The following is a 24,942-nucleotide window of genomic DNA, read 5'->3' as shown; positions in this document are numbered from 1 at the left end:
TTATTGCTCGTTTGGGGGAGTAGTGTCAAAAGTATTCTTTATTAAGTTGCTTTAGCTTAGGTAGTACATTTTTCTCAAAATCTCCTAGTTTTTTCTCTGTGAAACACAAAGAAAAACTAACATCTTCTTCAATATGACGTAATACATATGAATAGTCTTGAAATCTACTTTGTTTATCTACAACTACACACAAAAATAGGTAATTCATTTTGATCGCTTCTATTATTTCATTTTTTCCAATTGGACAAATCCAAGAAGTAGTAGGCAATCTTTTTTGGGGAGGGTCCCAAGAGAGTACCCACTCATTGTTAATATAGGCTGTTCTGTCAATAACTAATTTTTTGTGAATCTCTGCATCAATAAAGTTCAAATCACTAGAAAATGCAAAGAGAAGTTTCTGATTGTCATTAACAAAACAATTTAAAAAGTCAACAATTCCACTTATACTCCCCACTTTTTGGAAGTCCTCTATTACTCCGTAAGGTGATTCTATCAGCAGTTTCATACTTCCCCCATATTTATGTACCCTTTTTGTATACATTCGATGTACTTAGACAGTCTCGTACTTTATAGTGTCATATTCCCAACATAGATATCGGTTGATTGCTTGTGCAAAACCTCTTCCTAGGTAGATCTAACGCAGTCCTCTAATATTTTTTTAATCTCCCTCTCAATTAACTCAGAAGTAAATGAATCGGCTACACTGAATTGGACAATTCTCTTAAGGTCTAGTAGATTGAAATCAAATCGACAAGGAACGGAGAGAATGTCATGGGGAAACATGAGCGTCGGTCATTCACCGATGAGTTCAAGCAGCAGATGGTTCAACTTTACGAGAATGGCAAACCGCGTGCAGATATTTTGAGAGAATATGATCTGAGTGCATCTGCGTTTGACCGTTGGGTCAAACAGAGTAGAACAACAGGTTCTTTCAAAGAAAAGGACAACCGAACAGAGGAACAAACGGAACTTATGGAGCTGCGTAAGGAAAATCAACGATTGAAAATGGAGAACGATATTTTAAAGCAAGCAGCGCTGATCTTCGGACGAAAATAACCGTTATCCGGCAAAATGCACATAAGTACTCCGTGTCTGGCATGTGCACCGTCCTCAAGGTGAATCGAAGTACCTACTATTATGAAAGTAGCCAGCAGTCATCTAGCGATGATGAGATGGAGCAAGCGATCATCCGTATTTTTGATGAGAATCAGCGCGTTTATGGAACCAGAAAGATCAAGGCAACCCTACAAAAAGAAGGATGGATCGTTTCCAGACGGCGTATTGGACGTTTGATGAAGAAAAACGGTCTTGTATCGGCGTATACGGTTGCCCAGTATAAACCGCATAAGTCGCCGTGTAACGATTCACTGATTCAGAACGAATTGAACCGCGAGTTTACAAAAGATGAACCACTAGAGGCGGTTGTGAGCGATTTGACGTATGTCCGAGTCGCAAACAAATGGCACTACATCTGCCTGCTCGTGGACTTGTTTAATCGTGAGATTATTGGTTATAGCTGTGGAACCTTTAAATATGCCGCACTCGTCTACCAAGCTTTTGCAAGCGTAAAAGGAGACCTGCGTCAAATTCGCTATTTCACACGGATCGTGGCAGTGAGTTTATCAATCGCACGATTGATGACGTCATCCGTACATTCAAAATCAAGCGTTCGCTAAGCATGAAAGGCTGTCCCTACGACAATGCTGTCGCAGAAGCGACTTTTAAGCTGATCAAAACGGAGTTTGTAAAGAATCGACGATTTGAGTCTCTAACACAGTTGAAGCAAGAATTAGGGGCATATGTAAAATGGTTTAACGAAATAAGAATTCACTCGACTTTGGGGTATCTGAGTCCACTCGTTTACAAACAAAAAGCACTTAAGAAATCTGTTTAGTTTGGTGTTGACAGTCCAAAACTCGTTAAATATAAATTGTTCGGTAAAAATAAAGTATTAGACTGGAGTCGTTGATTTATCGTGGTTTTTGAATTGAAGAATCGTCAGCTTTTGAAAAATAAATTGTAGACTGATCCATTAAAAGAAGCAGCGGCGGACCAAGACTGAACTGCACCCCGTCAAGTAGACAGTACAAATAATAAAATTTAGGCGGCCTTGGTCCTGAACTCCATCGGACTGAGGCCGTTTAGTTTTGCTTGTAATCGTTCGTTATTGTAAAAGTGGATATAGGCCTCAATATCTCTCTCAAGTTCCTCAAAAGTATGGTACGTGTGCAAATAGTACTTCTCACATTTGAGGGTCCCCCAAAAAGATTCCATTGGGCCGTTATCGATACATCGTCCCACACGGGACATGCTCTGGATTATGTTGTTGTCATCCAAAAGTTTCTTAAAGCCCAAGGAGGTGTATTGGTAGCCTCGGTCGCTATGAAGCATGGGGCTGCTTCCTGGTGCTGCCTGCAAGGCACGTTTCAACGTCTGGAATACAAGTGGATTGTTATTGGAACGCCCTAATACATAGGCGACGATGGATTTATCATGAAGGTCGAGAATAGCGCTTAAATACGCTTTCTGGCCGTTACCGTACTTGAATTCCGTTACATCGGTGAGCCACTTTTCATTCGGTGCATCAGCATGGAATTTACGGTTTAGTAGGTTTTCCGCCACCTGTTGCGGCGTGGCGTTTGTGTACTTCTTTTTCTTTCTCCGGATAACAGACTGGATTCCCATTACCTTCATTAACCGTTCTACGCGCTTATGGTTAATGGTTTTTCTGGTTTGTTTTCGCATATGCAAGGTTAATTGACGGTATCCAAAGGTGTGCTCCACTTTCTCATAGATGGTCATCATCACCTGGGTAAACTTCTCATTCTCCATCTCTCGAGCACTGGGTTTGCGATTTAGCCACTTGTAATAGCTTGAGCGTGCAATTCCTGCAATTTTACATAGGAGTTGAACGCTAATTGATGCATCCTTTTGAAGCGCTTGGATGGCAAGGTAAATTGTTTCCTGCCGTGTCTGATTTAGCGTCGCCTTCTTTCTAGCTCCTCTAACTTTTTTAAGAATGCATTTTCCGCCCGAAGTCGCTCAATTTCGTACTCCATCTTCTTCATCTTGAGTTTCTGTTGATCGGCCTCTGTTAACTCCTCCGGAGTTTTCTTTCTCCCTCGGCCATCCTTTAACGTATCCTGACCGCCATCTTCGAATTTCTTCACCCATTGGTATACTTGCTGATAGGAGACCTGAAAATGTTCAGATGTCTTTTGGTAATTATGTTCATGTGCCAGACAATACTGCACAATCTCAATCCGTTCTTGCCAAGTCGTAGAGCGACCCTTTGTCATAGCTTTTGCTTCCCCTTTATAGGCTTTTAAGCTGCTATGACCATTATACTTGTTGATCCAATTAAAAAGCTGTCTCGTGCTAGCAATCTTGTATTTATCGATGATTTGGTACTGAGACAATCCCCCCTCAAGGTAATCCATTACCGCTCGGAGCTTAAGATCAGCACTATAGCGTTGAAGATGCGTACGACGCTCTAACCCTTCATATCCATACATCTTGTACCGACGTTGCCATTTCATTAAAGTTGTCTTGTTAATCTCATATTTCTTCGCAGCTGCCAGGAAACCAATTTCCCCATTTGATACTTCTTCGAGAATGGCTAGTTTCTCGAAAGCATTATATTTACCTCTAGACATGAAAAAGCTCCCCTAACAATGGGGCTGTTGACAAAAAGGGTTAGGGACCCAATGCCCTAACCCTTTTGCCGTTTTTTCACTTATACGTCGTCGGATTGTTTTGTTTCGTAACCTGTGATTAGTTTGCTTTTATCATTCGTTTAATGTTAATTGCCATTGCAGAAAAGAGGCAGTGTTCGGATACATTTCGAATGCCTCTTTTGTATGTTTCTTTTAAGTTATGCTGCCTTTTCATTGTACCGAAGGTACCCTCGCACCATATTCTTCTTTGCCTTTGGATAACACTGTACTCTTGGCTTTGCTTCCTTGCTTGGTTGCGTTCTTTAGCCTCTTGGAATAATGGTCTTTCTATTGTTTTGCGAGATGCGGTTTGTCCAAAACATTGTTGGCGTAACTCACAGGACTTACAGTCCTTTGTTTGGGCAGCATAAATTTTGCTATAACTTTGTTTCCAACTGTGCCACTTAACATGAGTAAATTGAAGTGCCTTGCCATTCGAGCAATAATAGGCATCGTTCATTTCATCAAATGTAAATTGTACTGACCTTTCGGTCTGATCAATAACACCTTTTATCGGAGAGATATAACCGGTTATCTTTAAATTTTCTAATTCATGGTGTACTCCAGAGCGATCATACCCTTTATCTGCGCCTACTTTGCCAATATGTAAACCAAATTTCTCTTTTTGTATCTGTAATCGCTTTATAAATGGTTCGTGGTCATTCACATTAGCAGCCGTAACGTGTATATCAGTTATGATTCCATGCTTAACGTCCACACTGGTATGCGCTAAATAGTGAAATCCCTTGGGTTTATTAGGACGGTTCAATAAACCTGACTCCGGGTCTGTTGTGCTCTGTTTTACTTCCTTCTCAGGAGGAGAGGTTTTAGGTTTTCTTCCTCGTTTTTTCCTAGTGGGATCGTTATCTCTGTCTTTTTTAATTCTCCGTGCTTCCTTTTCTAGCTCTTCAAGGTACTCAGTAGGCTTTTTCTCCACTAAAACTTTTTCTGACCTATTAATCGATGCATTCGCTTTGATGTGAGTAGAATCAACAACAATTATTTCCCCAGTAACTAAACCAGTTCGAATACATTCCGAGACGATGTGATCGAAGATCTCCTGAAAAATATGACTTTCTTTAAATCTACGACGGCGGTTCTGGCTCAGTGTGGAATGATCGGGAACAGTGTCAGTTAAGTCCAATCCTAAAAACCATCGATAGGCCAAATTCACTTGGATTTCTTGTTCCAACTTCCTTTCGGAAGGGATGCCATAAAGATACCCGATAAGGATCATTTTCATTAACAAAACTGGATCAACTGAGCGACGACCTACAGGCGAGTATAAGTGTTGCACTTTCTCATAGATAAAAGAAAAATCAATCTTATTACGAACAACACGTAAAAAATGATTCTCGGGTACAAGATCATCCAAATTTAAGAACATAAACTGGTGCTGTTTGTCTCCATCGATTCCCATCATGAGATAGCCCTCCAAAATAAAAAGAACCGTATAGAAATGATTTCTACACGATTCCCAGAAACCCCTATCTCTACGGCAATTTGTCAACAGCCCCTAACAATAGCAAGCTTTTTATTATTTCGCCTGTCTACTGTATGGGGAGCATATCAGACTTGAAAAATATAGTCTTAGACTGCCGCTGTTGTCATTGAACTAACGAACCCGTCGTATTATGAGGTCAGCCAGTTTTTACTGGTTGACCTCTTTTATTTAAGGAGTCGTACCATTACGGTAGCCGGGGTAGAACGGTCGAACCCGTGGGAGATCTCATCCCGTCACTAAAACTGTTCACCCCCTACTTGTGGAAACCATGTTTAGGCTGGTTGGGACAAACGATCTCGCATCACTAGCGATGCTGTGGAACTGCAAGCAGTCATTAGGGGTTACCGGCAATAAATCTTTAGAGAGGGAGAGATGTATGAATCCAGTGATCGGTCTGGATGTATCGAAGGGACAAAGTCAAGGGCAGGTATTTTTAGATAAAGGGAAACCTTCCGGTAAGAGTTTCTCATTTCTTCATACGCAAGAAGGACTTCATTACCTTTTAAACTTAATCAATGATGTCACTACACTGACAGGCCACTCACCCACTGTCATCTTAGAGTCTACTGGGCATTACCAGGCTGCTGTTGTTCAGTTTCTGGAGGAACACTCTATTATCTTCATTGTGGTGAATCCGCTGATCTCAAACCAAGCGAAAAAGTCATCTTCGTTACGTAAGGTTAAGACTGATGCGGTAGATGCCTATCAGCTCTGCGAGCTGTATTACAAGGAGGAGTTTGAGGCTTATAAACAGAGAGGCGTACATTTCTTGAATCTTCGCCATCTAACGAGGCAGTTTGAATCCCTGACAGATATGTATGTTCAAGCAAAGTTGCAATTTCATGCAGTCCTCGATCAAGTTTTCCTTGAATACAATGGCATCTTTGGAGACCTATTTTCGAGAATCTCCTTACTCTTATTACGGGAATTCCCTACAGCCGAGTCGATCCTGGCTGCAGGAGAAAACACAATCATGGAGAGAGTAGCTTGTATTTGTACAAGCCGATCAGAGCGTTGGGCCAAGGAAAAAGCCGAGCTTATCATGGCTGCAGCAACACGTAATCCTTTTCAGAAGACAGCCTATCAAAGTCATCTAATCAGCCTTGAACTTTATATTCGCCTTCTTCTTCAGTATCAAGAGCATCTTTCCAGCTTACAGGACCAGATTGATGCTCTTGCTGAAGAAGTTGAAGAATATGAGATTATCCAATCGATTCCCGGTATCGGTAAAAAAATCGCGGCAACGATTCTATCTGAAATCGGAGAAATCGATCGGTTTACTCACGCTAAGAAATTAGTGGCGTATGTAGGAGTAGATCCAAGTGTATACTCTTCAGGGAAATTCACAGCAACAGCCAATCGCATTACCAACAGATGAGACTTATGTTCTCATCATGTTTCATCGTGAAAGCAAGGAAGTTGATGAGATTTTTTTAAATCAGAAAGATTTACTCCATCTTGCCAAAATTAACATGTCATTACAGCTGCCCCATACGGATCAATTGGCTACTGATTGTCGCGATGCAAATGTGGAGCCCAGGAAGACGCTCACATGTGAAATGGTAGAGGAAGTAAGCGATAATCTTGGCATCGGACAAGGATTGAACGATCGATCCTTATCATTCGATTTAGTGGAATCCTTGACGGATCTAGCTGAAGATGGAGTGACCGGGTTCCATAAGTCGTATCAACATACCGTGAAGCTGGTGAACCTCGTTAGCCTCTTTCTCTCCGAGCGAGACATTCTCATTTTTACTGTTCACTCACTTTTGCGATATGCCACAGGTTTTTACTCTCTTCTTTGATTACTGACACATATCCGCCTGCTTCTGTTTGGAACACCGCGGCACTCTCGATTGCTCGATCGTCTTTTTCGATCACGTTTTCCCACTCTACCTGCCCAGTCTGATCAATCTTGCGCAGATACGCATGTTTTATAGTGCTATAAGAACTCCAGTCAATACCGTAGTCCGCTCTTCCTGCAAGGATGAATCCGCCATCCTCCGTCTGTTGAATATCGTTGATTCTTGTATTCGAGAGCGCGCGGGGCAGATTCGCCTCCCACTCCAACTTTCCAGATTTGTCCAGCTTCATGTAATACCCATCAACATATCCGTCTACATCTTCGACGATGTAATCTGTGTAATTGTTCGCCGCGATCAGGAAGCCGCCGTCAGCGGTCTCGATTGCATCTTTAGGTTCCGTATTTCTATTTGACTCGTATTGCTTGTCCCACTCTTGGTTGCCTGACGAATCGAATTTGACTGCATACATATCCGTATAATTGTCATAATTGAGTTCCGTGTATTCAGCTGTTCCAAGTTCACCTAAAAACAAAAATCCTCCGTCTTGGGTAGGTACGACTCTACTTACTTTGTCATAATAATCGTAATCCCCGATTTTCTTATCCCACTGTATTTCCCCATTGTTCGTCAGCTTTGCAAGGTAGATATCGTTTTGAATATAGTAGTCGTACAGATCTGTTTCCGCTGCCAAAACGATATTGCCATCCTGCAGTTCCGCCAGATCGACGGAGTACCCGAGGTCAGAGTAGTCTTTCTCCAGCGTTTTTTCCCATTGCAGTACGCCTGATTTGTCTACCTCCATTAGATAGAGTTTTTTGCTCTCTGTCCATCCGGCAAAGACATATCCGCCCTTTTTCTTTTGCGTGAAGGATGCCAGTGTGCCAATCTCCTTTTTTGCAAAGGTCTCATGGTCTACGACTTTACCAGATTCGTTCATCTGTACCAGCTTGATCTCATCGCCTGTGAGTTGCGCAAAATAGAGTCCGTCTTTTCCATGCTTCATGACACCATTCAAATTTTCGTAGGTTTCTTCCCATTTCACCACGGGCTCCGCCGCCACCTTGCCTCCCCACATGAAAGGAACGGCACAAGCCACAGCCAAAAGAGACTTGCATACCTTGTTCCAATCCGATTTCAACAAACCGCCTTTTTTCGACACAGTCTACCACTCCCATAAGCGCCATATTTTTCATACGTTTTAATTATTTCACTCATTTTCCATATATGTAAATAAGTTAGAAAGAGCATTTCTCTATTCCTACAAATCCTCCATTTACCAAAAAAGCCACATTCGATTAGGTATTAAAGAACCATCTGGTTATGCACCTAGATGATTACAAAATTCACCTGCCATACAGGAAAAAAGAGGGAGACATATCGCAGGCAAGCGTTAGCTAGTGTTCGGTGGGTAAAAGAACGAAGCGAAGATCAGAAACATGCTTCTTCCCACCGTAGCCACATTTCTCCCCACAAAATTCAATTACTAGTGAGGGAGAAGAAACCTTTATTACCTTGGTTGAAAACAATAATGTTCTTGGCCAGGCGTACAAGATAGACAGTGATGAATATAAAGTTGCGTACTACGCTTCTAATGTTCTTTGGGGCACATTGGAAATCATTCCTGATAAGGAAAAACAAAATCTAGCAGCCTCCATGGGACTATCCGTAGAAGGGCTTATGTTAATAGCCGAGAAATTGTTCACAACTAATGCAGATCCGGATCTGGACGACAAGACAATTAAGTTTGATTCGGAAGTTATGCGTGAACTGGCCAAAACAGACCGACTCATCTCGTTCCAAATGAAGACACTGGGGGATGATGATCGCAGCTTGGAAGCCATCTACAATAGCGAAATCTTGGATGATAGCCTGTATGAAGAATTATACCAACAGGCTGCATTTAAGTTGAAATGTAAGTCCTAAAAATTGGAGGAGATTGCATGGAATTCGTGTATGGCGTAATCATTGGTATCGTCATAATCGCAGCGCGTTACTGGAGGCAGATCATCGACCTCTGGACATTAAAGAAACGGTGCAGGCCGAACTGGAAATGTTTGAACAGCAACAGCTTATTGCCCCTTAAGTCGAAACAGCTTGAGGACGTGCAAAGGACCACTGATAGATATTAATCGAATGGTGCAGACCTTTTAAAGAGTATCTTGTGGAATGTGAAATAACCATAGAGGAGGCGAATGCCCTCTGGCAGCATGTTATTCCAGAGTAGGCAGCAGCCTACTCTTTTTTCATGCAGTTAAGGCAGAATTTATGGACGAGAGATATCAATTTACTGAAGGGGAGCAGCGAGTATCAGTCTTCCAGAGTCTGAAGAAGTGGAATAATACTGTACGTTCGGTGTGGTCCTACTTACAGAAAAATGACTTTGTCTTTCATGGTGTTGTACGAGATCATAGCGGGGTTTTTTCCATAGGAAATGGATACGTGGTGATTCATCACTTTACTCACGATAAGCCAAAGAAACCAATGCAAGGGACAGACAGTGACTTGGCTTGGAGTGATATCATTTCGGCGGATACCACACTTGGGAATCTGTTTGCCTTTTTAGAGCAAGAGGATTTTACACATATGATCCCAGACCAAGTGTTCATCGATGCCTTTATTCACAGTTTGCTGCTGCCTCATGAGTGGGATTGGCATTTAGAGTCACCTAAAAACAAACTGATGGTATGGTTTGAAAAGCATGACACCACGCTGCTGATTGAAGTATTCCCTGCTAAAGAGATGGGACCATATGGAGTGAGCGGGGCTTTGGATTGGCCAGATCTCACCTATGAATATGAGTACGCATCAGCTATAGAATGGAGCGACCTGTTTGAGATTGAGGAAGTTCAGGCTGCAACTCCAGTGAGACCGGCGAATGGCGAGGCTTTAACTATATTGGAGGAAATGCCTAGTTTTGCTTTAGATATTGCGAGAGCGTCCATTGCTAAAATCATGACTGAGTCGCGCAGGGTATGCCTAGCCTATTCCGGAGGAAAGGACAGCCATGCATGCCTACTACTCGTTCTCCATTACTTGCTAGTTAATCCTGCTTGCCAAACGAACGAGGGTCCAAGCGACTTAGACACGCCTTGTACCTTGCGGTTCTATGTGGGCTAAGACGCTCCTGCAATAAAAAATTAAAGGAATTCTACGACAAGAAGCGTGAAGAAGGAAAACCGTACAGAGTGGCAGTTATAGCATGTGTAAACAAGCTTCTTCATTGGATCTATGCCGTTTTAAGAAGCAAACAATCTTTCCTTGATTTAGCTTAAATCCCAAAGAAGATCAATAAAAGAAAAGCCTTCCATTAAGTTTCTGGAAGGATATTTGGCATGCGCATCTTTAGTATATCATCGGGTTTTAAGGAATTTAGAGATAAATATTGACAAGATATTAGCTGGTTTTAGTTGAATTAGTTAGCACTTATCTTGAACAGAATATGATTTGCCCCACCGCATGAATTTCTCCCATATCATTTCATCAAATACGGTGTCTTTATCCAGTTGATAGTGCTCCCCAAGTTCTTTCCATTCCAAATCGACGAGCACTAATAAGCTCAATTAGGAGTCCTTCAAAAGCCATTTCATATTCAGCATGCTTATAAAAATGCATGACTTCCTCGAGATCATTACTGGTTAACAGTTCTTTAGAAGAAAGAATACAATTTTCTAGCCGTTGTTCAAAAAATCCCATTACGATCCTCCTAATCGGGTTCGTTTTACAGTATAGGATACCATATTTATTCAATTATCCTGCCCGTTAGCGAAATGACTCAGCGTCAGTCTAATACTATATTTTCTCAGTCTAAAACATTATTTTCACGGTCTAACACTTTATTTTTCAGTCTAATACTTAATTTTCTTTGGACATAAATGTCGCTCTGCAATCTATAATACTGTCCTCTTTAAGCATTGAAAGTAATCTTTTAGATGAGATAATTCTAAAATAAAAGTACTCGACACCTTCCTCGTCTTTTGCTCCTACTCCTATATCTGCGTTTGCTGAAAGAATAAAATCATCAGCACATTCAGGTTCGCCTCGTACGACAATATCCTTTAAAACTGGTATTATCATTTAATCACATCCTCAGTGTTATTCTATTACCACATGATAATTGGAAATCAACTTACCATCTTTTTCGAATATCTCAAGGGTTGCTTCGCGAACAATAGTACCTTGCTGCTAACTTTTTACACACTTTAGTATAGAGCGCGGACGTTTTGCTCGAACAAATATCATCAGCGGCAAGTCAGTAGTGTTATTTCCCATCTCCGAATTCCAAGACTGGAAGTGAATTAACGACTCATATGGGCATTATGTCAACTGGCACATTATCAGAGTTTTCTCGTTAGAACCATCGCTCCAAGTGTTCAGTTAGTTGTGCATTAAATTCACATTCGATAAATTTCTCCCTACACCCTATGGTAGTCGGGCTATATATCTGTTCAGTTGCAAAGTTCCCTGCTCGCCCTCCCTATCGATTGTAATATGAGGTCGGTTGCGATTATTAGCAATCTCATTTATTTCTGAAAAACCGTGAGAAAACGAAGATATGGTATTCGGAACCAGACATGATGATATCTGATGATACTGGAGCTTTTACGAGGTTAGAGGATTCGTAATAAAGGGGTATATTCTCCAACACCTTGTTTGTGCTTACAAGCATATTGGAAGAATATCATACGGAGGTAATGATGATTAAGTTGTTTCGGGACGTGCCACCAATTCATTCGGCGCTGGGTAGGGGTAAAAGAAAGACCTTGATTACCACCCCAAGGTCTTTAGAACCAGTTATTTGTCCCTAACCAGAAAACCTATTTATTGGACAGATTCATTAATTCGCTAGATTATAATATTAATATTCTTTAACTGTTTTTTTAAATCCCAGTCTTTTGGTTTATCTTCAAGATGACACCAGGGTGCCCCCCTTTCAAACCACCATTTACGATATGATTCAATTGAATGACCTTGGTCATCATCATCGTAACCTGCTTGATATCCACAACAAATGCATAATTCAAAATTTGGTAATCCTTCACTATCATATTGAGGTGCTATTAATCCACGATAACCGCAAACCAAGCAATAGTACATGTGTCGAAATCCTTTCTACTTAACTCGCTCATAAAAATCTATTCCTTTTTTTGGTTTAAACATTGAGCCTATAGTTCCATCTGGATTAATGTAAATAATGTCATTTGTAGATTTCCTATACATCACTTGCACTTTGTTACGATCAAGTGTCTTTGAAAACACATCAATTCCATCGATTTTAGAATTTTTTAATCCAATTGCAATATCATAATATTGTTGCTCTGTTATATTTCCGTACTCTCTACCTCCACCATGCAAACCTTTAACATGTTTTTCGTAATGATAAGTAAATCTCCAAAACTTATCACCACATTGATTGTGTGTCCAAATGTGAAGATTTGAAACAAAGTACGTATGGAAATCCTTCACCTTAAAGTTATAAACTGTTACATGTTCCTTCTTAACCCCGATCTTCTCAATGGTCAATTCCTTGCCATCGGCGTTTGTTAGAACATCGCCCACAACAAGATTTTTAGATTCCACCCAACCTTTTTTGACGATCCAAAACGGATGTTCGTCAGTTGTCGTTATGACTTCACCGCCAACAGTAATATTATACGTTTCCTCAACATCACGTTGGAAGAGCCATTCGACTTTTTTATAGGCTATCTGACCTGTCTCATCGTCTTTAGCTAGGACTTTATCACCTACCTCGATTTCCTCGATAGGTTTCTCCCCTTCGTCTGTTAGCACCTTTGTTCCTGCCGTAAAACAGTTGCAACCAAATAACGGCTTGAATGTGGTTGATTTACTCTTTGCTACACCAGGTACTTTACCTACTCCTCCGCCGTCCATAGGAACGCCATTTTCCATTGCCCAATCCCATGTAACCTTAGCTGCAATGTAATTTTTTACTTTATTTGTACCTCTCAATGTATCTTGCATACCTGCTTGATCAGATTCAAACCATTCTCGGTAATAATTCCAATCAATTTCCTTACTTCCGTGAATTCGTCTGACTCCGTCATGATCATAGTAAAAATAACTTCCTCCAGGTTCCCAACCTCCGCTTTCACTCACATGATTACCAGAAGGATCGACATATCGTATCGGATTATTATGCGTATAGGTATACCGATTCAAACTCAACGGATTATCCACTTGCCCCTTATACGTATCCTCCATGATAAAGCGCTCAATGGATAAAGGTTAGGTGGCAACATTTCCGCTACCACCCTGCTACTACGCCACCTGTTCTGTAAGGACTGGCATTTTATATTCCGTCTTATACTTCATCATGCTGTATATGACATTGACCAATTTACGCATCACGCAAATAATCGCTTGCCACTTGGTTTTCCCTTCTGCTAGCTTTCTTTCGTAGTATGCATGGTAAACAGGATGATTGGGTTTCTTCGCCCTTGATACGCCCAGTTGACGAATGGCAAGGTTATAGAAGATATCATACAGGCTACGGTTGCCTAACTTGCTCTTTTTACTCTTCTGCTTGTTCCCTGAACTATGCTGAACGGGTGCAATTCCAGCGAAATTAGCTAACTTGTCAGCACTGGAAAAACGTGAAATATCGCCAATCTCCGCGATTAGTTCCGCTGCCGTGACCGTACTAATTCCGTGCATGGTCTCTAGTTTGTAATCCAGTAATGCAAGATGCTTAGCCAACTCTGTGTCAATTTGTGATAGCTGATGGTCTCTAGCGATCAAGTCCCGAACCACATTTTTAACAAGAAAATCATTGACTCCTTGATAGTCCTTCGATGTGTCTCCATCTTGCTGTACGAGAGATAGAATGTCCTTTGCCTTCTTGGTAGACATGTAGCGATTGCTCTTCTTGTATAAGAAGTTAGCCAATTCATCCACATTCACCCCGCTCAAACAACTTGGAGAAGGATACCTCAGCCAGAAAGCTAAAGCTGTTTTCCCATCTACTTGTGAGAAAAATTTCTTGTAACTTGGATAGTGGTAGCCTATCAACTGATGAAGCTGCAACTTGATTCCTGTTACAACACTCACAATGTTCTCTCTTCTTGTGACAAGCTGTGAGATTGCATAATAAAGGTCATGTGGATTTGCAGTCGGCAGTGTATCCAAGTTGGAAATCAGAATGCGAGCCACACACTCTGCATCCCATGCATCTGTTTTCTTGTTATTTGGACTGCTTCTCCGAATAGATATCGTAAGGGCAGGGTTAACCGATTTTACTTCATACTTGTGTTCGTTAAGGAACATGGTCAATCCTCTTCCGTAGCCCCCTACATCCTCCAAGCCAAACACAGGGGTCAAGCCTTCCCTCTTTGCCATTTTTTCTACCTGTTGCAGAAACTTAGGAAACGCTGACGGCTTGTTCTCGAATTGGATTTCGTCTCTCTTTTCATGGAAACAGGTCATCATCACTGCTGTATGATGACGTTTATGTAAGTCTACTCCGATATATAGGTACTTCAATTTATGATGCAAAAAGACTTCACCCCTATCTTTGATGAGTAATGATGTAGAGAAAAGAATGCCAGCACCCTCCGAACAAGCATTATTCAAAGATGAACACGCACGGATACGTTAGCTCGTACATTCTTTTCATGTCATTATCGTTCTATCATTACGGTTGTAATTTGGTGCTAGACAATGCCTTCGCTAAACGGATTTGCAGCAAGTATTCTCGTTGATGTAGTTCCACCTGAAAGATGGCTTTTATTATGTCCTCTATCGTAGCGATGTTAAATACAGCGTCCTCTTGTTGAACATAATCAAAAATTAATTGTGTACCTATTTCGCATGTCTGAATCTTGTCAAGAGAACGTATTTCTTCCTGTTTATAATGAGTGAATTGAGCTTCCACGTTCGTTCCTCCCGCTACATAATGGCTTGGTGAAGTCCATTTGCTTCAATCTGACCATAGCGGTAGGTACCCTTGTAGAAGGCTTCACGATCAATCATTCGTTTGACCTGTACCTTGGTAAAAGACTTAGCATGTGTCGTTGTATACCCTTCTGCATTCAGTTGGTCAGCCAATTGGGACAGTGACCAAGTGGGATGCGTTTCACGTAAGGAGAACAATCTACGTACCGTCTCCGCCTGTCTCTCATCTATCTGAATGGCTTTCTGTCCTTTCGTTGCCGTATATCCGAAAGCAACGCCACCTCCTGCATATCCTCCTTGTTGCGCTTTCTTTTTTCTCCCCCGCCCTAGTTTGAGTGCGATTTCCAAACGTTGGTATTGATCGAGTAATTCCATCATGCCATTGATCAGAAAATCATTGGGGTCATGGGCATAAATACTATAGTTGGGCTGTTCGATTGCTTTTACATCTACGGCGTGCCGTTTTAACTCTCTTTGGATAAGGACTTTCACCATGTCCGCTCTCCACAATCGGGAAGTGTTGAGAACGATAATATGGCTTACTTTTTGCCAATGAAGATTAGCAAGTAATTCCTGTAGACCTGCACGTTCAATCGTTAATCCATCCTCGTCCACCTTTGCTCCGCTGATTCCTTCATCTTTGTAGATTCCGAGTAATTCTAGGTTATTCTCCTTGCAATAGCGCTCGATCTCTTCTACTTGATAGGATAGGCTGTACCCATCTTTTACTTGTCCTTTGGTGGATACTCTCACATAACCGACTACTTTCTCCATGCGTTTCACCCCTACCGTTACAGGAATTGAAATTAATGTAACGCTTAACCGAAACATTATGGTTTCATTATATAACTCTTAACCGTAACATTCAATGACTTCCTCCTTCTTCGATGCTATAATGAAAACAAATTCCGTCTCTTAGGAGTCACTTTTCAGGAGAGAAAATACATGGCAATTCGTATAAAATTAAGAGAAATTCTTGAACAAAAAGGGATAACTCAGCGGGAGTTGGCTAGATTGACTGGTTTGCGAGCCAGCACAGTGAATCATCTTTGTTCTGAAAAGGTTGATCGGGTTTACTTGGAAACACTAGAACTCATCTGCAAGACTTTAAACATTCCTATTGAGCAGCTTATTGAAATTGAATAGCTGCTTATTGTAATTTCTACAACTTCACCGTGGAACTCGATGTGCAAGGCGTTTATCTTCGGTGCTAGATTCGGCTTTAGATGTAATTTGCCCCCCACCGTTCCAATCGTCAATGCATCGTTTTCCCCTCGTTTTTCCATAAGCTGTATCAATTTGTCCTTATTTCTCCTGCTTTTCACGCTTTGGCACCCTGAATCAAATACAATATTCTGTAATTATTATCGCTATCGTAAACGTAACAGATTCAATTGGGTGGATGTCTTCATCCCTGAACTGAATCAATAATCTCTAACCTTTTTAAACCTTCCTTTTTCGGGATGGTTATTTGCTTTGCCAAACTCCTACGATTAGGAAGAGTGGATGTTGTATAAATTGCTCTTATTCCACTTTCTTGGAACAAATTTTTGATCATGGTGTAGGCTAGATAGGTCTCAATCTTCGATATCTCCTTCTTATTTTCCAAAAGCCATTCATAATCAATGGTTTCCACATTTTCTGTGTATGGCAATCCCTCAAGTGTCTTTTTGATTATGTAGGTAAAAAAGGAATGAGTGACGAGATGAATGGCTCTCTTCTCTTTGGTATATTTCTTCATGTCATTGTCGCTCGGTCTAATTTCTAATCGTAAAATTCCCTTGGACTGTTCAACGATCTCCTTCGGTTCCTTAGCTCGCTTACATTGCTTGTATTTATCGTACAGGATGACTCTGCTACTCTTGTTATAAAATTCTACCGTTTCATCATGATTATAATTTCGTGTATCTTTATAGGGCATTTTCCCTTTGCTCAACTGACGAACATACTCCCCTGTTCGATTCCCAACATGGAAATTGCAGCATACATCTAAACGGGTAATTCTCCAATCTTCATGGGCAATATTGATACCGAATAATTGCTGTAATCGTTCTTGTACTCGTTGAAAGAAGGTAGGAATATCTGATTCGTTGATTGCTTTGACATTATTTCCATAAAGCAGTTTAGGAATGGAAACTTGAATCGTTAAGGTTCTGCTCCCATCCTGATATTTGATATATGGAATGATCTCGTCTTGCATTTTATATGTGGTTATGACACCTGTTTTCTGATTACGGTATGTAAAAGATGCAAGGTTATATTGTTGTAATATTTCAGGTTGAATAAATACGGAACTTACTTTTATTTTGATGGAATCAAACAATTTTATACTCTCCTTTTTACTATAAATTTTAATATATTAGATATGATTTGGACTGTTATAACAAAAGATAGCAACTCATACGTTTGTTCACCTCCTTCGTCGATTTACAATAAATTTTTAGTTTTATCTTGTTTCCCCAGAGGAATTACATCCTCTAGGTGCGTTACTCGTACAATGCAGCAATCATATCTGGATTTACGAAGTCTTTTAATCCCCACCATATATACTCTAGCTTGTTTCCATTCATGACTTGGCTAATACCGAACTGTTGGCATATCTCATAATACTGCTCTTTTCCAAGTTCACCATCACGTTCTAGCAGTTGTTTTCCCATCCAGATCATCCCGCTACGTTGAATCGTTTTCACTCGTAGATTGTCCAAACCAAAGTAATTTTCTAATGCATGTAATCTCCCATAAATCAGATGAGGACTGACTTGTTCCATATGAACATTTCTTGTCTTGGCTGGCCTGATTACATAGCCTGTTTCTATTAATTCACTTGTTTCTTTGAGATGCTCTCGTCTCATCTCCCCATTCCCTTTGAGATAATCCTTTTGCTTGATTGCGCCATTTATTAATTTCAGACACTGCTCGGATATTTGAATTTCTCTTGTTTCTTCTTTATCGTTAATCAATATCACTGTTCGTTTCTCATCATTGACTTGTTCACGTTTTAGATTGCGTAGTTCACTTACCTCTCTTCCACCCGCACCTTCGAATAACAGGGAGAGAATCACTGAATCTTGATCGTTATTACATTGGTCAATAATTGCATCGATTTCTTGCTTCGTAATAAATTGTTGGTAGGTGTTTCCTACCATGTTCTTAAACCATTCTTTTGAAACGGACTCCAGTGGATTGGTGTCCTCTCTAAGCCCCTCTGCCCTTGCCCAATTCAAGTAAGCAGAAATCGTTCTCCCAGCGGTATTGAGAGAATCTCCTGTAGAAGCATGGAAGCTGTGCAGGGCAGTTTCAATCTCATCCAATGTAAAGTGGTACAAATCCTTATCCTTTTCCATCTCAAACTTCATTGTCAGGTTGAAGACTCTTGAATAGGCTTTCTGGGTATTCTCTTTGTATCCTTGTAGAAAGGCTGTTTTTATTTCGGGGTTAAACATGGTTACACACCTTTCCAAATGGAACAGGGTTACTATAAATTTGTAGTTTGAATTCCTTGGATTGATAATACTATAAATTTACAACTTAAATCAAGAGGTTTTTACTTTTTGGTTGGTCAACTTTTTTATGAGCGTTTACGGCTAGGTGGTCAAGAATTGGATTAGCATTTACAATTGCCGCCCGATTTATTCGGCACTGGATGGGGCACAAGAAAAAACCTTGGAGAGAGTCACCTCTCACAAGGCCAGTCAGGAAAATATTACGTCAACCCTATTTCGATCATAATCTAATATCCAACTATCGTATTGCTGATAAACTTTCCGTAAAGTCTCTGTTTTTTCAGCCACAATATCCAAACCTCTGTCGTCATAAAGATGATAAATAGTACTATTCGTCTCATTTATCAAATATATGTCACCCGTAATAATGGGTTTCAAACCAAGAGTTCGATTTGCAATTGCCCTAATCAGACTTTCCACCTTCATATCTTGGACTTTCACCTTGGCACAGTACCTAATAGTTACTATATTATCAATCTCATCTACGTCTTTATATCGAAACTCCTGTTCTTTCTTAGATATTTGGTCTAAGTCTATTCCATCAACATAATTACCGAATGTCTCAAAAACATCATCCTCCAAGGAATTAATTGATTCATCACCCCAACGATCAACAAATAGCACAAAATAAATAATATTATCGTATTTATTTACCGTGTCAAATAAGGTTATCGTCCTCTTTTTTACCTGTTCTACTCGTTTTTCGGGTATATCAATGTCTCCACCCATTTCAAATCTAATGCCGATTGAAGCATTATAAAATAAAGGTTTTTTTAAATGGGTTCCTTCAAACATAACGCAATAGAAAGTTATCCAAATTTTGATTGCATTCCATCTCATCATCCCCAGAGAGTAGCCGTAAAGAAGACTTATCGTTCCCTTTACGGCACTAATATTAAACTTTATACCTTATTTCGCATGGTTTATTCTGCTTTGGTTAAACTGTTCGTGGAGATGAAAAATCATTGACAAATGTTCATTTATACCCTTCCTGTTCTATTTGAACACTTTTCCGAAGCAGATTCTCGTACAATGTCTGTCAAACGCCTTCTCATCCATTACCGCCAGTTGAATATGCCGAGTAATCTTGGTACTTATTATTAAAAATTGCTTCCTCCCTTTTCCCCGTGTGTCTTCAAGCAGCAGAACGAGCAAGAAAGAAAGAACCCCCGACGAGCGTTGATTAGTCGAGGGTTAAGATATGTTATAAAACTCTTGCTAAGTAAATCATTCGGAACTAGCTTCTAATTCTATTTCTGTTAATGCCATTGATTCTCCCCCCATTAAGTTATCTTCCCATAATTTTTTCACACCTAGCCCACCAATATTAAGCCCTAAGCTGGTTGGGTCTATAAAAATATCTTGTCCATTCGCTAACCTTAAATTTATAGCAACGCATCTTAAATTTCGTTCACTAACTTCAAGATCAAAAAAATGCATATTAATTACTTTATTAATATTTAACGGATTATCTAAAATGATTTCTGTAATTCTTGATTTACTTGGTATAACATCCTCAAAATCTATTTGGTGCCTAATTGAATCCACAATAGTAATACCTAATCTTGAATACTGATCGATAGACTCAAATTCTATTAAATGATTACCGAACTTGAAGTAAACTAAACTAGAGTTAGCTACAAATTCAGCAATACCATTATCGATGTCCACAAACCCCGTTAAATAGATGTCTTCAATTTGATTTACACCTATAATTGACCTAACTTTTTCTAGCATTTTATCTACACCCCTCTTAAATATTTTATTTGAATATGATATTTAAATCCATTCCAAGACCAGTTTCGAGCAAAGTAACCCATTCACCACTAGGTTTTGTAACAACTGTAATACCATTTCCTCGGTAAATATTCATCACTTCCGAATTTTTATTTAATGTACCTTGTCCTACAAACTTAACTGTACCGTCATCAATAATTCGTCCAATATCCTGTAAAAACTTAGGTCCATCTTCTTTTAGTTTCGAATATTTTGTACCAAGAGTTGTTTCAAGGAGTTTTTTGTGCCTTAGAAAATGATCCTTGAAATTTTTACCCCCGGTAATTACAGTTACAGCCTCTTTACTTACATTCTTTGTTACCTCTGTTATTAAGGCTTTACCAGCATTTCGAACTATCTTCACTCCGCCATATCCAGGTAGCATTGAGGCTGGATCTGCCATCATTCCTACGATCTCACGATGTTCCTCTGGTATGGCGTCTGGTCCATAAGTGTTATAAATGTGGATATAGGCGTCCCTTGTCCTCTCATCCAGCATTATATTATGTCCTATTTGCTGAGATGTTAGCGAATTTCCAATTTCAGTATACTGATTACCACTCGCATCAACATAACGCAAAGGATTATTCGCAACATACGTATACCGATGCAACGACAACGGATTATTCACTTGCCCTTTATAAGTATCCTCCATGATAAAGCGCTCAATAGATAAAGGTTAGGTGGCAACCTTTCCGCTACCACCCTGCTACTACGCCGCCTGTTCTGTAAGGACTGGCATCTTATATTCCGTCTTATACTTCATCATGCTGTATATGACATTGACCAATTTACGCATTACACAAATAATCGCTTGCCACTTGGTTTTCCCTTCTGCCATCTTTCTCTCATAGTAGGAATGGTAAACAGGATGATTGGGTTTCTTCGCCCTTGATACACCAAGTTGACGAATGGCAAGGTTATAGAAGATATCATAAAGGCTACGGTTGCCTAACTTGCTCTTTTTACTCTTCTGCTTGTTCCCTGAACTATGCTGCACAGGTGCAATCCCTGCAAAGTTCGCTAGTTTGTCAGCACTGGAAAAACGTGAAATATCGCCAATCTCCGCGATTAGTTCCGCTGCCGTGACCGTACTAATTCCGTGCATGGTCTCTAGTTTGTAATCCAGTAAGGCAAGATGCTTCGCTAACGCTGTGTCAATTTGCCTTAGTTGATGCTCTCGAATAATCAAGTCCTGAACCACATTTTTGACAAGAAAATCATTGACTCCTTGATAATCTTTCGATGTGTCTCCGTCTTGCTGTACGAGAGATAGAATGTCCTCTGCCTTCTTGGTAGACATGTTGCGATTGCTCTTCTTATACAGAAAGGTAGCCAATTCATCCACACTCACCCCACGCACACAACTTGGAGAAGGATACTTCAGCCAGAAAGCTAATGCTGTTTTCCCATCTACTTGTGAGAAAAATTTCTTGTAACTTGGATAGTGATAGCCTAGCAACTGATGAAGCTGCAACTTGATTCCTGTTACAACACTCACAATGTTCTCTCTTCTTGTGACAAGCTGTGAGATTGCATAATAAAGGTCATGTGGATTCGCAGTCGGCAGTGTATCCAAGTTGGAAATCAGAATGCGAGCCACACACTCTGCATCCCATGCATCTGTTTTCTTGTTATTTGGACTGCTTCTCCGAATAGATATCGTAAGGGCAGGGTTAACCGATTTTACTTCATACTTGTGTTCGTTAAGGAACATGGTCAATCCTCTTCCGTAGCCCCCAACATCCTCCAAGCCAAACACAGGGGTCAAGCCTTCCTTCTTGGCTAGTTTTTCTACTTGTTGCAGAAACTTCGGAAACGCTGACGGCTTGTTCTCGAATTGGATTTCGTCTCTCTTTTCATGGAAACAGGTCATCATCACCGCTGTATGATGACGTTTATGTAAGTCTACTCCGATATATAGGTACTTCAATTTATGATGCAAAAAGACTTCACCCCTATCTTTGATAAGTAATGATGTAGAGAAAAGAATGCCAGCACCCTCCGAACAAGCATTATTCAAAGATGAACACGCACGGATACGTTAGCTCGTACATTCTTTTCATGTCATTATCGTTCTATCATTACGGTTGTAATTTGGTGCTAGACAATGCCTTCGCTAAACGGATTTGCAGCAAGTATTCTCGTTGATGTAGTTCCACCTGAAAGATGGCTTTTATTATTTCCTCTATCGTAGCGATGTTAAATACAGCGTTCTCTTGTTGAACATAGTCAAAAATTAATTGTGTACCTATTTCGCATGTCTGAATCTTATCAAGAGAGCGTATCTCTTCCTGTTTATAATGAGTGAATTGAGCTTCCACGTTCGTTCCTCCCGCTACATAATGGCTTGGTGAAGTCCATTTGCTTCAATCTGACCGTAGCGGTAGGTGCCCCTGTAGAAGGCTTCACGATCAATGATTCGTTTGACCTGTACCTTGGTAAAGGATTTATCGTGTGTCGTAGTATACCCCTCTGTATTCAGTTGGACAGCCAATTGGGAGAGTGACCAAGTGGGATGCGTTTCACGTAAGGAAAACAATCTCCGCACAGTCTCCGCCTGTCTCTCATCTATCTGAATGGCTTTTTGTCCTTTCGTTGCCGTATATCCGAAAGCAACGCCACCTCCTGCATATCCTCCTTGTTGCGCTTTCTTTTTTCTTCCCCGCCCTAGTTTGAGTGCGATCTCCAAACGTTGGTATTGATCGAGTAATTCCATCATGCCATTGATTAGAAAATCATTCGGGTCATGGGCATAAATACTATAGTTGGGCTGTTCAATTGCTTTTACGTCTACGCTGTGCCGTTTTAATTCTCTTTGAATGAGGACTTTCACCATGTCGGCTCTCCACAATCGGGAAGTGTTGAGAACGATAATATGGCTTACTTTTTGATAAGTAAAACTGGATAAGAGTTCTTGTAACCCTTCCCGTTCAATGGTCAATCCATCCTCATCCACTTTTGCTCCACTTATCCCCTCATCCTTGTAGATGTTCAGTAATTCTAGATTATTATCCTGACAATAACGCTGAATCTCCTCTACTTGGTAGGCTAGACTATACCCATCTTTAACTTGTCCTTTTGTCGATACTCTGACATATCCCACTACTTTTTCCATACTATTCCCCTTCCCGTTACAGGAATTTGAATCATTGTAACGCCTAGTAGATACAAAACAATTATATATCGCTTAGCAGATACAATCAACGACCTTTTCCTCGTGCTAAAATTGCACGTATAATGGATAAAGAATGTTCACGGGAAAGAAGGACTCAAAATGCCTATAATTGTAAAGTTAAAAGAAATCCTTGATCAGAGAAATATGTCTCAACGAGAGTTGGCAAGACTCACTGGTCTTAGACCGAATACAATCAGCCATCTCTGTTCCAGCCAAGTAGATAGGGTTCACCTTAGTACATTTGAAACGATCTGTAAGACATTAGATATTGAGTTGCATGAATTGCTGGTGTTGGAGGGAGAGTAATTTTCCACCTCAAAACTTAATCGCCTAAAATCCAACCTACCTATGGGACTAGATGTGTAATGCCCCTATTTCATGTCCATTCACTATATAGAGATGTAAAATACCCCCGAATGGCAGCAGGTTGTATCGATACGGTATCGTAGAGAGACACATTTTCTTTGTAAGGACTGCTCTATTTGCTTATTTTTCTTTATTAGTAAGCTCTGTCCATTCAAAATTTATCCAAAGTTCTCTAATTTTTATCGTTATCGTGTTAACAACAATACGGTGTGAGTGGATGTCTTCAACCATGAATTGAATCAACAATCTCCAATCTTTTTAACCCTTCCTTTTTCGGGATGGTTATTTTCTTTGCCAAACTCCTACGATTAGGAAGAGTGGATGTTGTATAAATTGCTCTTATTCCACTTTCTTGGAACAAATTTTTGATCATAGTGAAACCTAGATAGATCTCAATCTTTGATATTTCCTCCTTGTTTTCCAAAAGCCATTCATAATCAATGGTTTCCACATTTTCTGTGTATGGCAATCCCTCAAGTGTCCTTTTGATTATGTAGGTAAAAAAGGAATGAGTGACGAGATGAATGGCTCTCTTCTCTTTGGTATATTTCTTCATGTCATTGTCGCTAGGTCTAATTTCTAATCGTAAAATTCCCTTGGATTGCTCAATGATCTCCTTCGGTTCCTTCACTCGTTTACATTGCTTGTATTTATCGTATAGCATGACTCTGCTACTCTTGTTATAAAATTCTACTGTTTCGTCATGATTAAAATTTCGCGTATCTTTTTAGGGCATTTTCCCTTTGCTCAACTGACGAACATACTCCCCTGTTCGATTCCCAACATGGAAATTGCAGCATACATCTAAACGGGTAATTCTCCAATCTTCATGGGCAATATGGATACCGAATAATTGCTGTAATCGTTCTTGTACTCGTTGAAAGAAGATAGGAATATCTGATTCGTTGATTACTTTGACATTATTTCCATAAAGCAGCTTAGGAATGGAAACTTGAATAGTTAAAGTGCCGCTTGCTTCTTGATATTTGATATATGGAATGATCTCGTCTTGCATTTGGAATGTGGTTATAACACCTGCTTTCTGATTACGGTATGTAAAAGATGCAAAGTTATATTGTCGTAATATTTCAGGTTGAATAAATACGGAACTTACTTTCATTTTGATGGAATCAAACAATTATATACTCTCCTTTTTACTATAAATTTTAATATATTGGATATGATT

The 24,942-nt window shown here is 40.1% G+C and carries 28 protein-coding genes and 3 pseudogenes; 9 read left to right on the top strand and 22 right to left on the bottom strand.

Annotation, left to right across the window (positions count from 1 at the left end; all coding sequences use genetic code 11):
- Window positions 1–25: 25 nt before the first annotated feature.
- Complete coding sequence (locus ACUUHJ_RS09930) at window positions 26–505, bottom strand: hypothetical protein (RefSeq protein ID WP_289677115.1); 480 nt, start codon at window positions 503–505, stop codon at window positions 26–28.
- 266 nt (window positions 506–771) lie between these two features.
- Between ACUUHJ_RS09930 and ACUUHJ_RS09925 the strand changes: the two are divergent.
- Window positions 772–1,894 (top strand): annotated as a pseudogene (locus ACUUHJ_RS09925) (IS3 family transposase).
- A 206-nt stretch (window positions 1,895–2,100) separates the two neighbouring features.
- Here ACUUHJ_RS09925 and ACUUHJ_RS09920 read toward each other — a convergent pair.
- The 3 genes from ACUUHJ_RS09920 to ACUUHJ_RS09910 all read right to left on the bottom strand — a co-directional run bounded on the left by ACUUHJ_RS09920 (window position 2,101) and on the right by ACUUHJ_RS09910 (window position 5,139).
- On the bottom strand, window positions 2,101–3,021 hold the full coding sequence (locus tag ACUUHJ_RS09920; RefSeq protein ID WP_289678118.1) for an IS3 family transposase: 921 nt from the start codon (window positions 3,019–3,021) through the stop codon (window positions 2,101–2,103).
- Window positions 2,979–3,656, bottom strand: coding sequence for a helix-turn-helix domain-containing protein (locus tag ACUUHJ_RS09915; RefSeq protein ID WP_289673542.1), 678 nt, complete (start codon window positions 3,654–3,656; stop codon window positions 2,979–2,981). The genes ACUUHJ_RS09920 and ACUUHJ_RS09915 overlap by 43 nt, the downstream gene beginning before the upstream one ends.
- 118 nt (window positions 3,657–3,774) lie before the next feature.
- Complete coding sequence (locus tag ACUUHJ_RS09910; RefSeq protein WP_472298067.1) at window positions 3,775–5,139, bottom strand: IS1182 family transposase; 1,365 nt, start codon at window positions 5,137–5,139, stop codon at window positions 3,775–3,777.
- Between the two features lie 457 nt (window positions 5,140–5,596).
- On the opposite strand from ACUUHJ_RS09910, the pseudogene ACUUHJ_RS09905 reads away from it, so the two are divergent.
- Both ACUUHJ_RS09905 and ACUUHJ_RS09900 read left to right on the top strand, forming a co-directional pair.
- A pseudogene (locus ACUUHJ_RS09905) lies at window positions 5,597–6,595 on the top strand (IS110 family RNA-guided transposase); the annotation flags it as partial.
- A complete protein-coding gene (locus ACUUHJ_RS09900; protein WP_472298819.1) occupies window positions 6,543–7,025 on the top strand; it encodes a hypothetical protein in 483 nt (160 codons plus the stop codon). The pseudogene ACUUHJ_RS09905 and the gene ACUUHJ_RS09900, both read left to right, overlap by 53 nt.
- On the opposite strand, the gene ACUUHJ_RS09895 is transcribed toward ACUUHJ_RS09900, so the two are convergent.
- Window positions 6,973–8,184, bottom strand: coding sequence for a hypothetical protein (locus ACUUHJ_RS09895; RefSeq protein ID WP_436712679.1), 1,212 nt, complete (start codon window positions 8,182–8,184; stop codon window positions 6,973–6,975). The genes ACUUHJ_RS09900 and ACUUHJ_RS09895 overlap by 53 nt on opposite strands.
- Before the next feature lie 353 nt (window positions 8,185–8,537).
- Here ACUUHJ_RS09895 and ACUUHJ_RS09890 point away from each other — a divergent pair, with 353 nt between their 5' ends.
- The 4 genes and pseudogenes from ACUUHJ_RS09890 to ACUUHJ_RS09875 form a co-directional block, all read left to right on the top strand.
- Window positions 8,538–8,948, top strand: a complete 411-nt coding sequence (locus tag ACUUHJ_RS09890) for a hypothetical protein (RefSeq protein ID WP_472298818.1) — start codon at window positions 8,538–8,540, stop codon at window positions 8,946–8,948.
- A 13-nt stretch (window positions 8,949–8,961) separates the two neighbouring features.
- On the top strand, window positions 8,962–9,108 hold the full coding sequence (locus tag ACUUHJ_RS09885) for a hypothetical protein (protein ID WP_436712681.1): 147 nt from the start codon (window positions 8,962–8,964) through the stop codon (window positions 9,106–9,108).
- 182 nt (window positions 9,109–9,290) lie between these two features.
- The gene (locus tag ACUUHJ_RS09880) at window positions 9,291–10,142 is read left to right on the top strand and encodes a hypothetical protein (protein WP_472298817.1); all 852 of its coding nucleotides are present in this window, start codon (window positions 9,291–9,293) and stop codon (window positions 10,140–10,142) included.
- Window positions 10,085–10,297 (top strand): annotated as a pseudogene (locus ACUUHJ_RS09875) (IS110 family transposase); the annotation flags it as partial. The gene ACUUHJ_RS09880 and the pseudogene ACUUHJ_RS09875, both read left to right, overlap by 58 nt.
- A gap of 223 nt (window positions 10,298–10,520) precedes the next feature.
- On the opposite strand, the gene ACUUHJ_RS09870 reads toward ACUUHJ_RS09875, so the two are convergent.
- The 7 genes from ACUUHJ_RS09870 to ACUUHJ_RS09840 form a co-directional block, all read right to left on the bottom strand.
- Window positions 10,521–10,718, bottom strand: coding sequence for a hypothetical protein (locus ACUUHJ_RS09870; protein ID WP_289677108.1), 198 nt, complete (start codon window positions 10,716–10,718; stop codon window positions 10,521–10,523).
- A 159-nt stretch (window positions 10,719–10,877) separates the two neighbouring features.
- Window positions 10,878–11,099 carry a hypothetical protein gene (locus ACUUHJ_RS09865; protein WP_289677106.1) on the bottom strand — a complete coding sequence of 74 codons (222 nt, stop codon included), beginning with the start codon at window positions 11,097–11,099 and terminating at the stop codon, window positions 10,878–10,880.
- 803 nt (window positions 11,100–11,902) lie between these two features.
- On the bottom strand, window positions 11,903–12,046 hold the full coding sequence (locus tag ACUUHJ_RS09860) for a hypothetical protein (protein WP_289677105.1): 144 nt from the start codon (window positions 12,044–12,046) through the stop codon (window positions 11,903–11,905).
- Window positions 12,047–12,134: 88 nt separating this feature from the next.
- A complete protein-coding gene (locus ACUUHJ_RS09855) occupies window positions 12,135–13,244 on the bottom strand; it encodes a polymorphic toxin-type HINT domain-containing protein (RefSeq protein WP_472298816.1) in 1,110 nt (369 codons plus the stop codon).
- Window positions 13,245–13,301: 57 nt separating this feature from the next.
- Window positions 13,302–14,534 (bottom strand): IS110 family RNA-guided transposase, encoded by a 1,233-nt coding sequence (locus ACUUHJ_RS09850; RefSeq protein WP_472298815.1) that lies wholly within the window; start codon window positions 14,532–14,534, stop codon window positions 13,302–13,304.
- 139 nt (window positions 14,535–14,673) lie between these two features.
- A complete protein-coding gene (locus ACUUHJ_RS09845) occupies window positions 14,674–14,913 on the bottom strand; it encodes a hypothetical protein (protein ID WP_472298814.1) in 240 nt (79 codons plus the stop codon).
- 14 nt (window positions 14,914–14,927) lie between these two features.
- Window positions 14,928–15,707 (bottom strand): recombinase family protein, encoded by a 780-nt coding sequence (locus ACUUHJ_RS09840; RefSeq protein ID WP_472298813.1) that lies wholly within the window; start codon window positions 15,705–15,707, stop codon window positions 14,928–14,930.
- Between the two features lie 171 nt (window positions 15,708–15,878).
- Here ACUUHJ_RS09840 and ACUUHJ_RS09835 point away from each other — a divergent pair, with 171 nt between their 5' ends.
- On the top strand, window positions 15,879–16,079 hold the full coding sequence (locus tag ACUUHJ_RS09835) for a helix-turn-helix domain-containing protein (RefSeq protein WP_007722198.1): 201 nt from the start codon (window positions 15,879–15,881) through the stop codon (window positions 16,077–16,079).
- A gap of 262 nt (window positions 16,080–16,341) precedes the next feature.
- Here the strand turns inward: ACUUHJ_RS09835 and ACUUHJ_RS09830 are convergent, their stop codons facing one another.
- From ACUUHJ_RS09830 to ACUUHJ_RS09795, 8 genes are all read right to left on the bottom strand, one after another.
- Window positions 16,342–17,256 (bottom strand): phage/plasmid replication domain-containing protein, encoded by a 915-nt coding sequence (locus ACUUHJ_RS09830; RefSeq protein WP_472298812.1) that lies wholly within the window; start codon window positions 17,254–17,256, stop codon window positions 16,342–16,344.
- A 163-nt stretch (window positions 17,257–17,419) separates the two neighbouring features.
- Window positions 17,420–18,376: a phage lytic cycle repressor MrpR family protein gene (locus ACUUHJ_RS09825; protein WP_472298811.1), complete on the bottom strand. Its 957-nt coding sequence runs from the start codon at window positions 18,374–18,376 to the stop codon at window positions 17,420–17,422.
- Window positions 18,377–18,625: 249 nt separating this feature from the next.
- Window positions 18,626–19,279 carry a DUF3885 domain-containing protein gene (locus tag ACUUHJ_RS09820; protein WP_472298810.1) on the bottom strand — a complete coding sequence of 218 codons (654 nt, stop codon included), beginning with the start codon at window positions 19,277–19,279 and terminating at the stop codon, window positions 18,626–18,628.
- Between the two features lie 384 nt (window positions 19,280–19,663).
- Window positions 19,664–20,173 carry a hypothetical protein gene (locus ACUUHJ_RS09815; RefSeq protein ID WP_472298809.1) on the bottom strand — a complete coding sequence of 170 codons (510 nt, stop codon included), beginning with the start codon at window positions 20,171–20,173 and terminating at the stop codon, window positions 19,664–19,666.
- Window positions 20,174–20,198: 25 nt separating this feature from the next.
- Window positions 20,199–20,867: a hypothetical protein gene (locus ACUUHJ_RS09810; protein ID WP_472298808.1), complete on the bottom strand. Its 669-nt coding sequence runs from the start codon at window positions 20,865–20,867 to the stop codon at window positions 20,199–20,201.
- Between the two features lie 57 nt (window positions 20,868–20,924).
- Window positions 20,925–22,157, bottom strand: a complete 1,233-nt coding sequence (locus ACUUHJ_RS09805) for an IS110 family RNA-guided transposase (protein WP_472298807.1) — start codon at window positions 22,155–22,157, stop codon at window positions 20,925–20,927.
- Between the two features lie 139 nt (window positions 22,158–22,296).
- The gene (locus ACUUHJ_RS09800; RefSeq protein ID WP_007722200.1) at window positions 22,297–22,536 is read right to left on the bottom strand and encodes a hypothetical protein; all 240 of its coding nucleotides are present in this window, start codon (window positions 22,534–22,536) and stop codon (window positions 22,297–22,299) included.
- 14 nt (window positions 22,537–22,550) lie between these two features.
- Window positions 22,551–23,330 (bottom strand): recombinase family protein, encoded by a 780-nt coding sequence (locus tag ACUUHJ_RS09795; protein ID WP_472298806.1) that lies wholly within the window; start codon window positions 23,328–23,330, stop codon window positions 22,551–22,553.
- Between the two features lie 159 nt (window positions 23,331–23,489).
- Between ACUUHJ_RS09795 and ACUUHJ_RS09790 the strand changes: the two genes are divergently transcribed.
- Entirely contained in the window at window positions 23,490–23,696 is a 207-nt protein-coding gene (locus ACUUHJ_RS09790; RefSeq protein WP_047071214.1) for a helix-turn-helix domain-containing protein, read from the top strand.
- A gap of 283 nt (window positions 23,697–23,979) precedes the next feature.
- Here ACUUHJ_RS09790 and ACUUHJ_RS09785 read toward each other — a convergent pair whose 3' ends face one another.
- Window positions 23,980–24,420 (bottom strand): hypothetical protein, encoded by a 441-nt coding sequence (locus ACUUHJ_RS09785; protein ID WP_472298805.1) that lies wholly within the window; start codon window positions 24,418–24,420, stop codon window positions 23,980–23,982.
- Between the two features lie 63 nt (window positions 24,421–24,483).
- Window positions 24,484–24,894 carry a hypothetical protein gene (locus ACUUHJ_RS09780; protein WP_472298804.1) on the bottom strand — a complete coding sequence of 137 codons (411 nt, stop codon included), beginning with the start codon at window positions 24,892–24,894 and terminating at the stop codon, window positions 24,484–24,486.
- Window positions 24,895–24,942: the final 48 nt, after the last annotated feature.

This window comes from Brevibacillus schisleri (assembly GCF_055685845.1).
The sequence above is the reverse complement of the archived record's forward strand: the minus strand, read 5'-3'. Positions and strand labels throughout refer to the sequence as shown.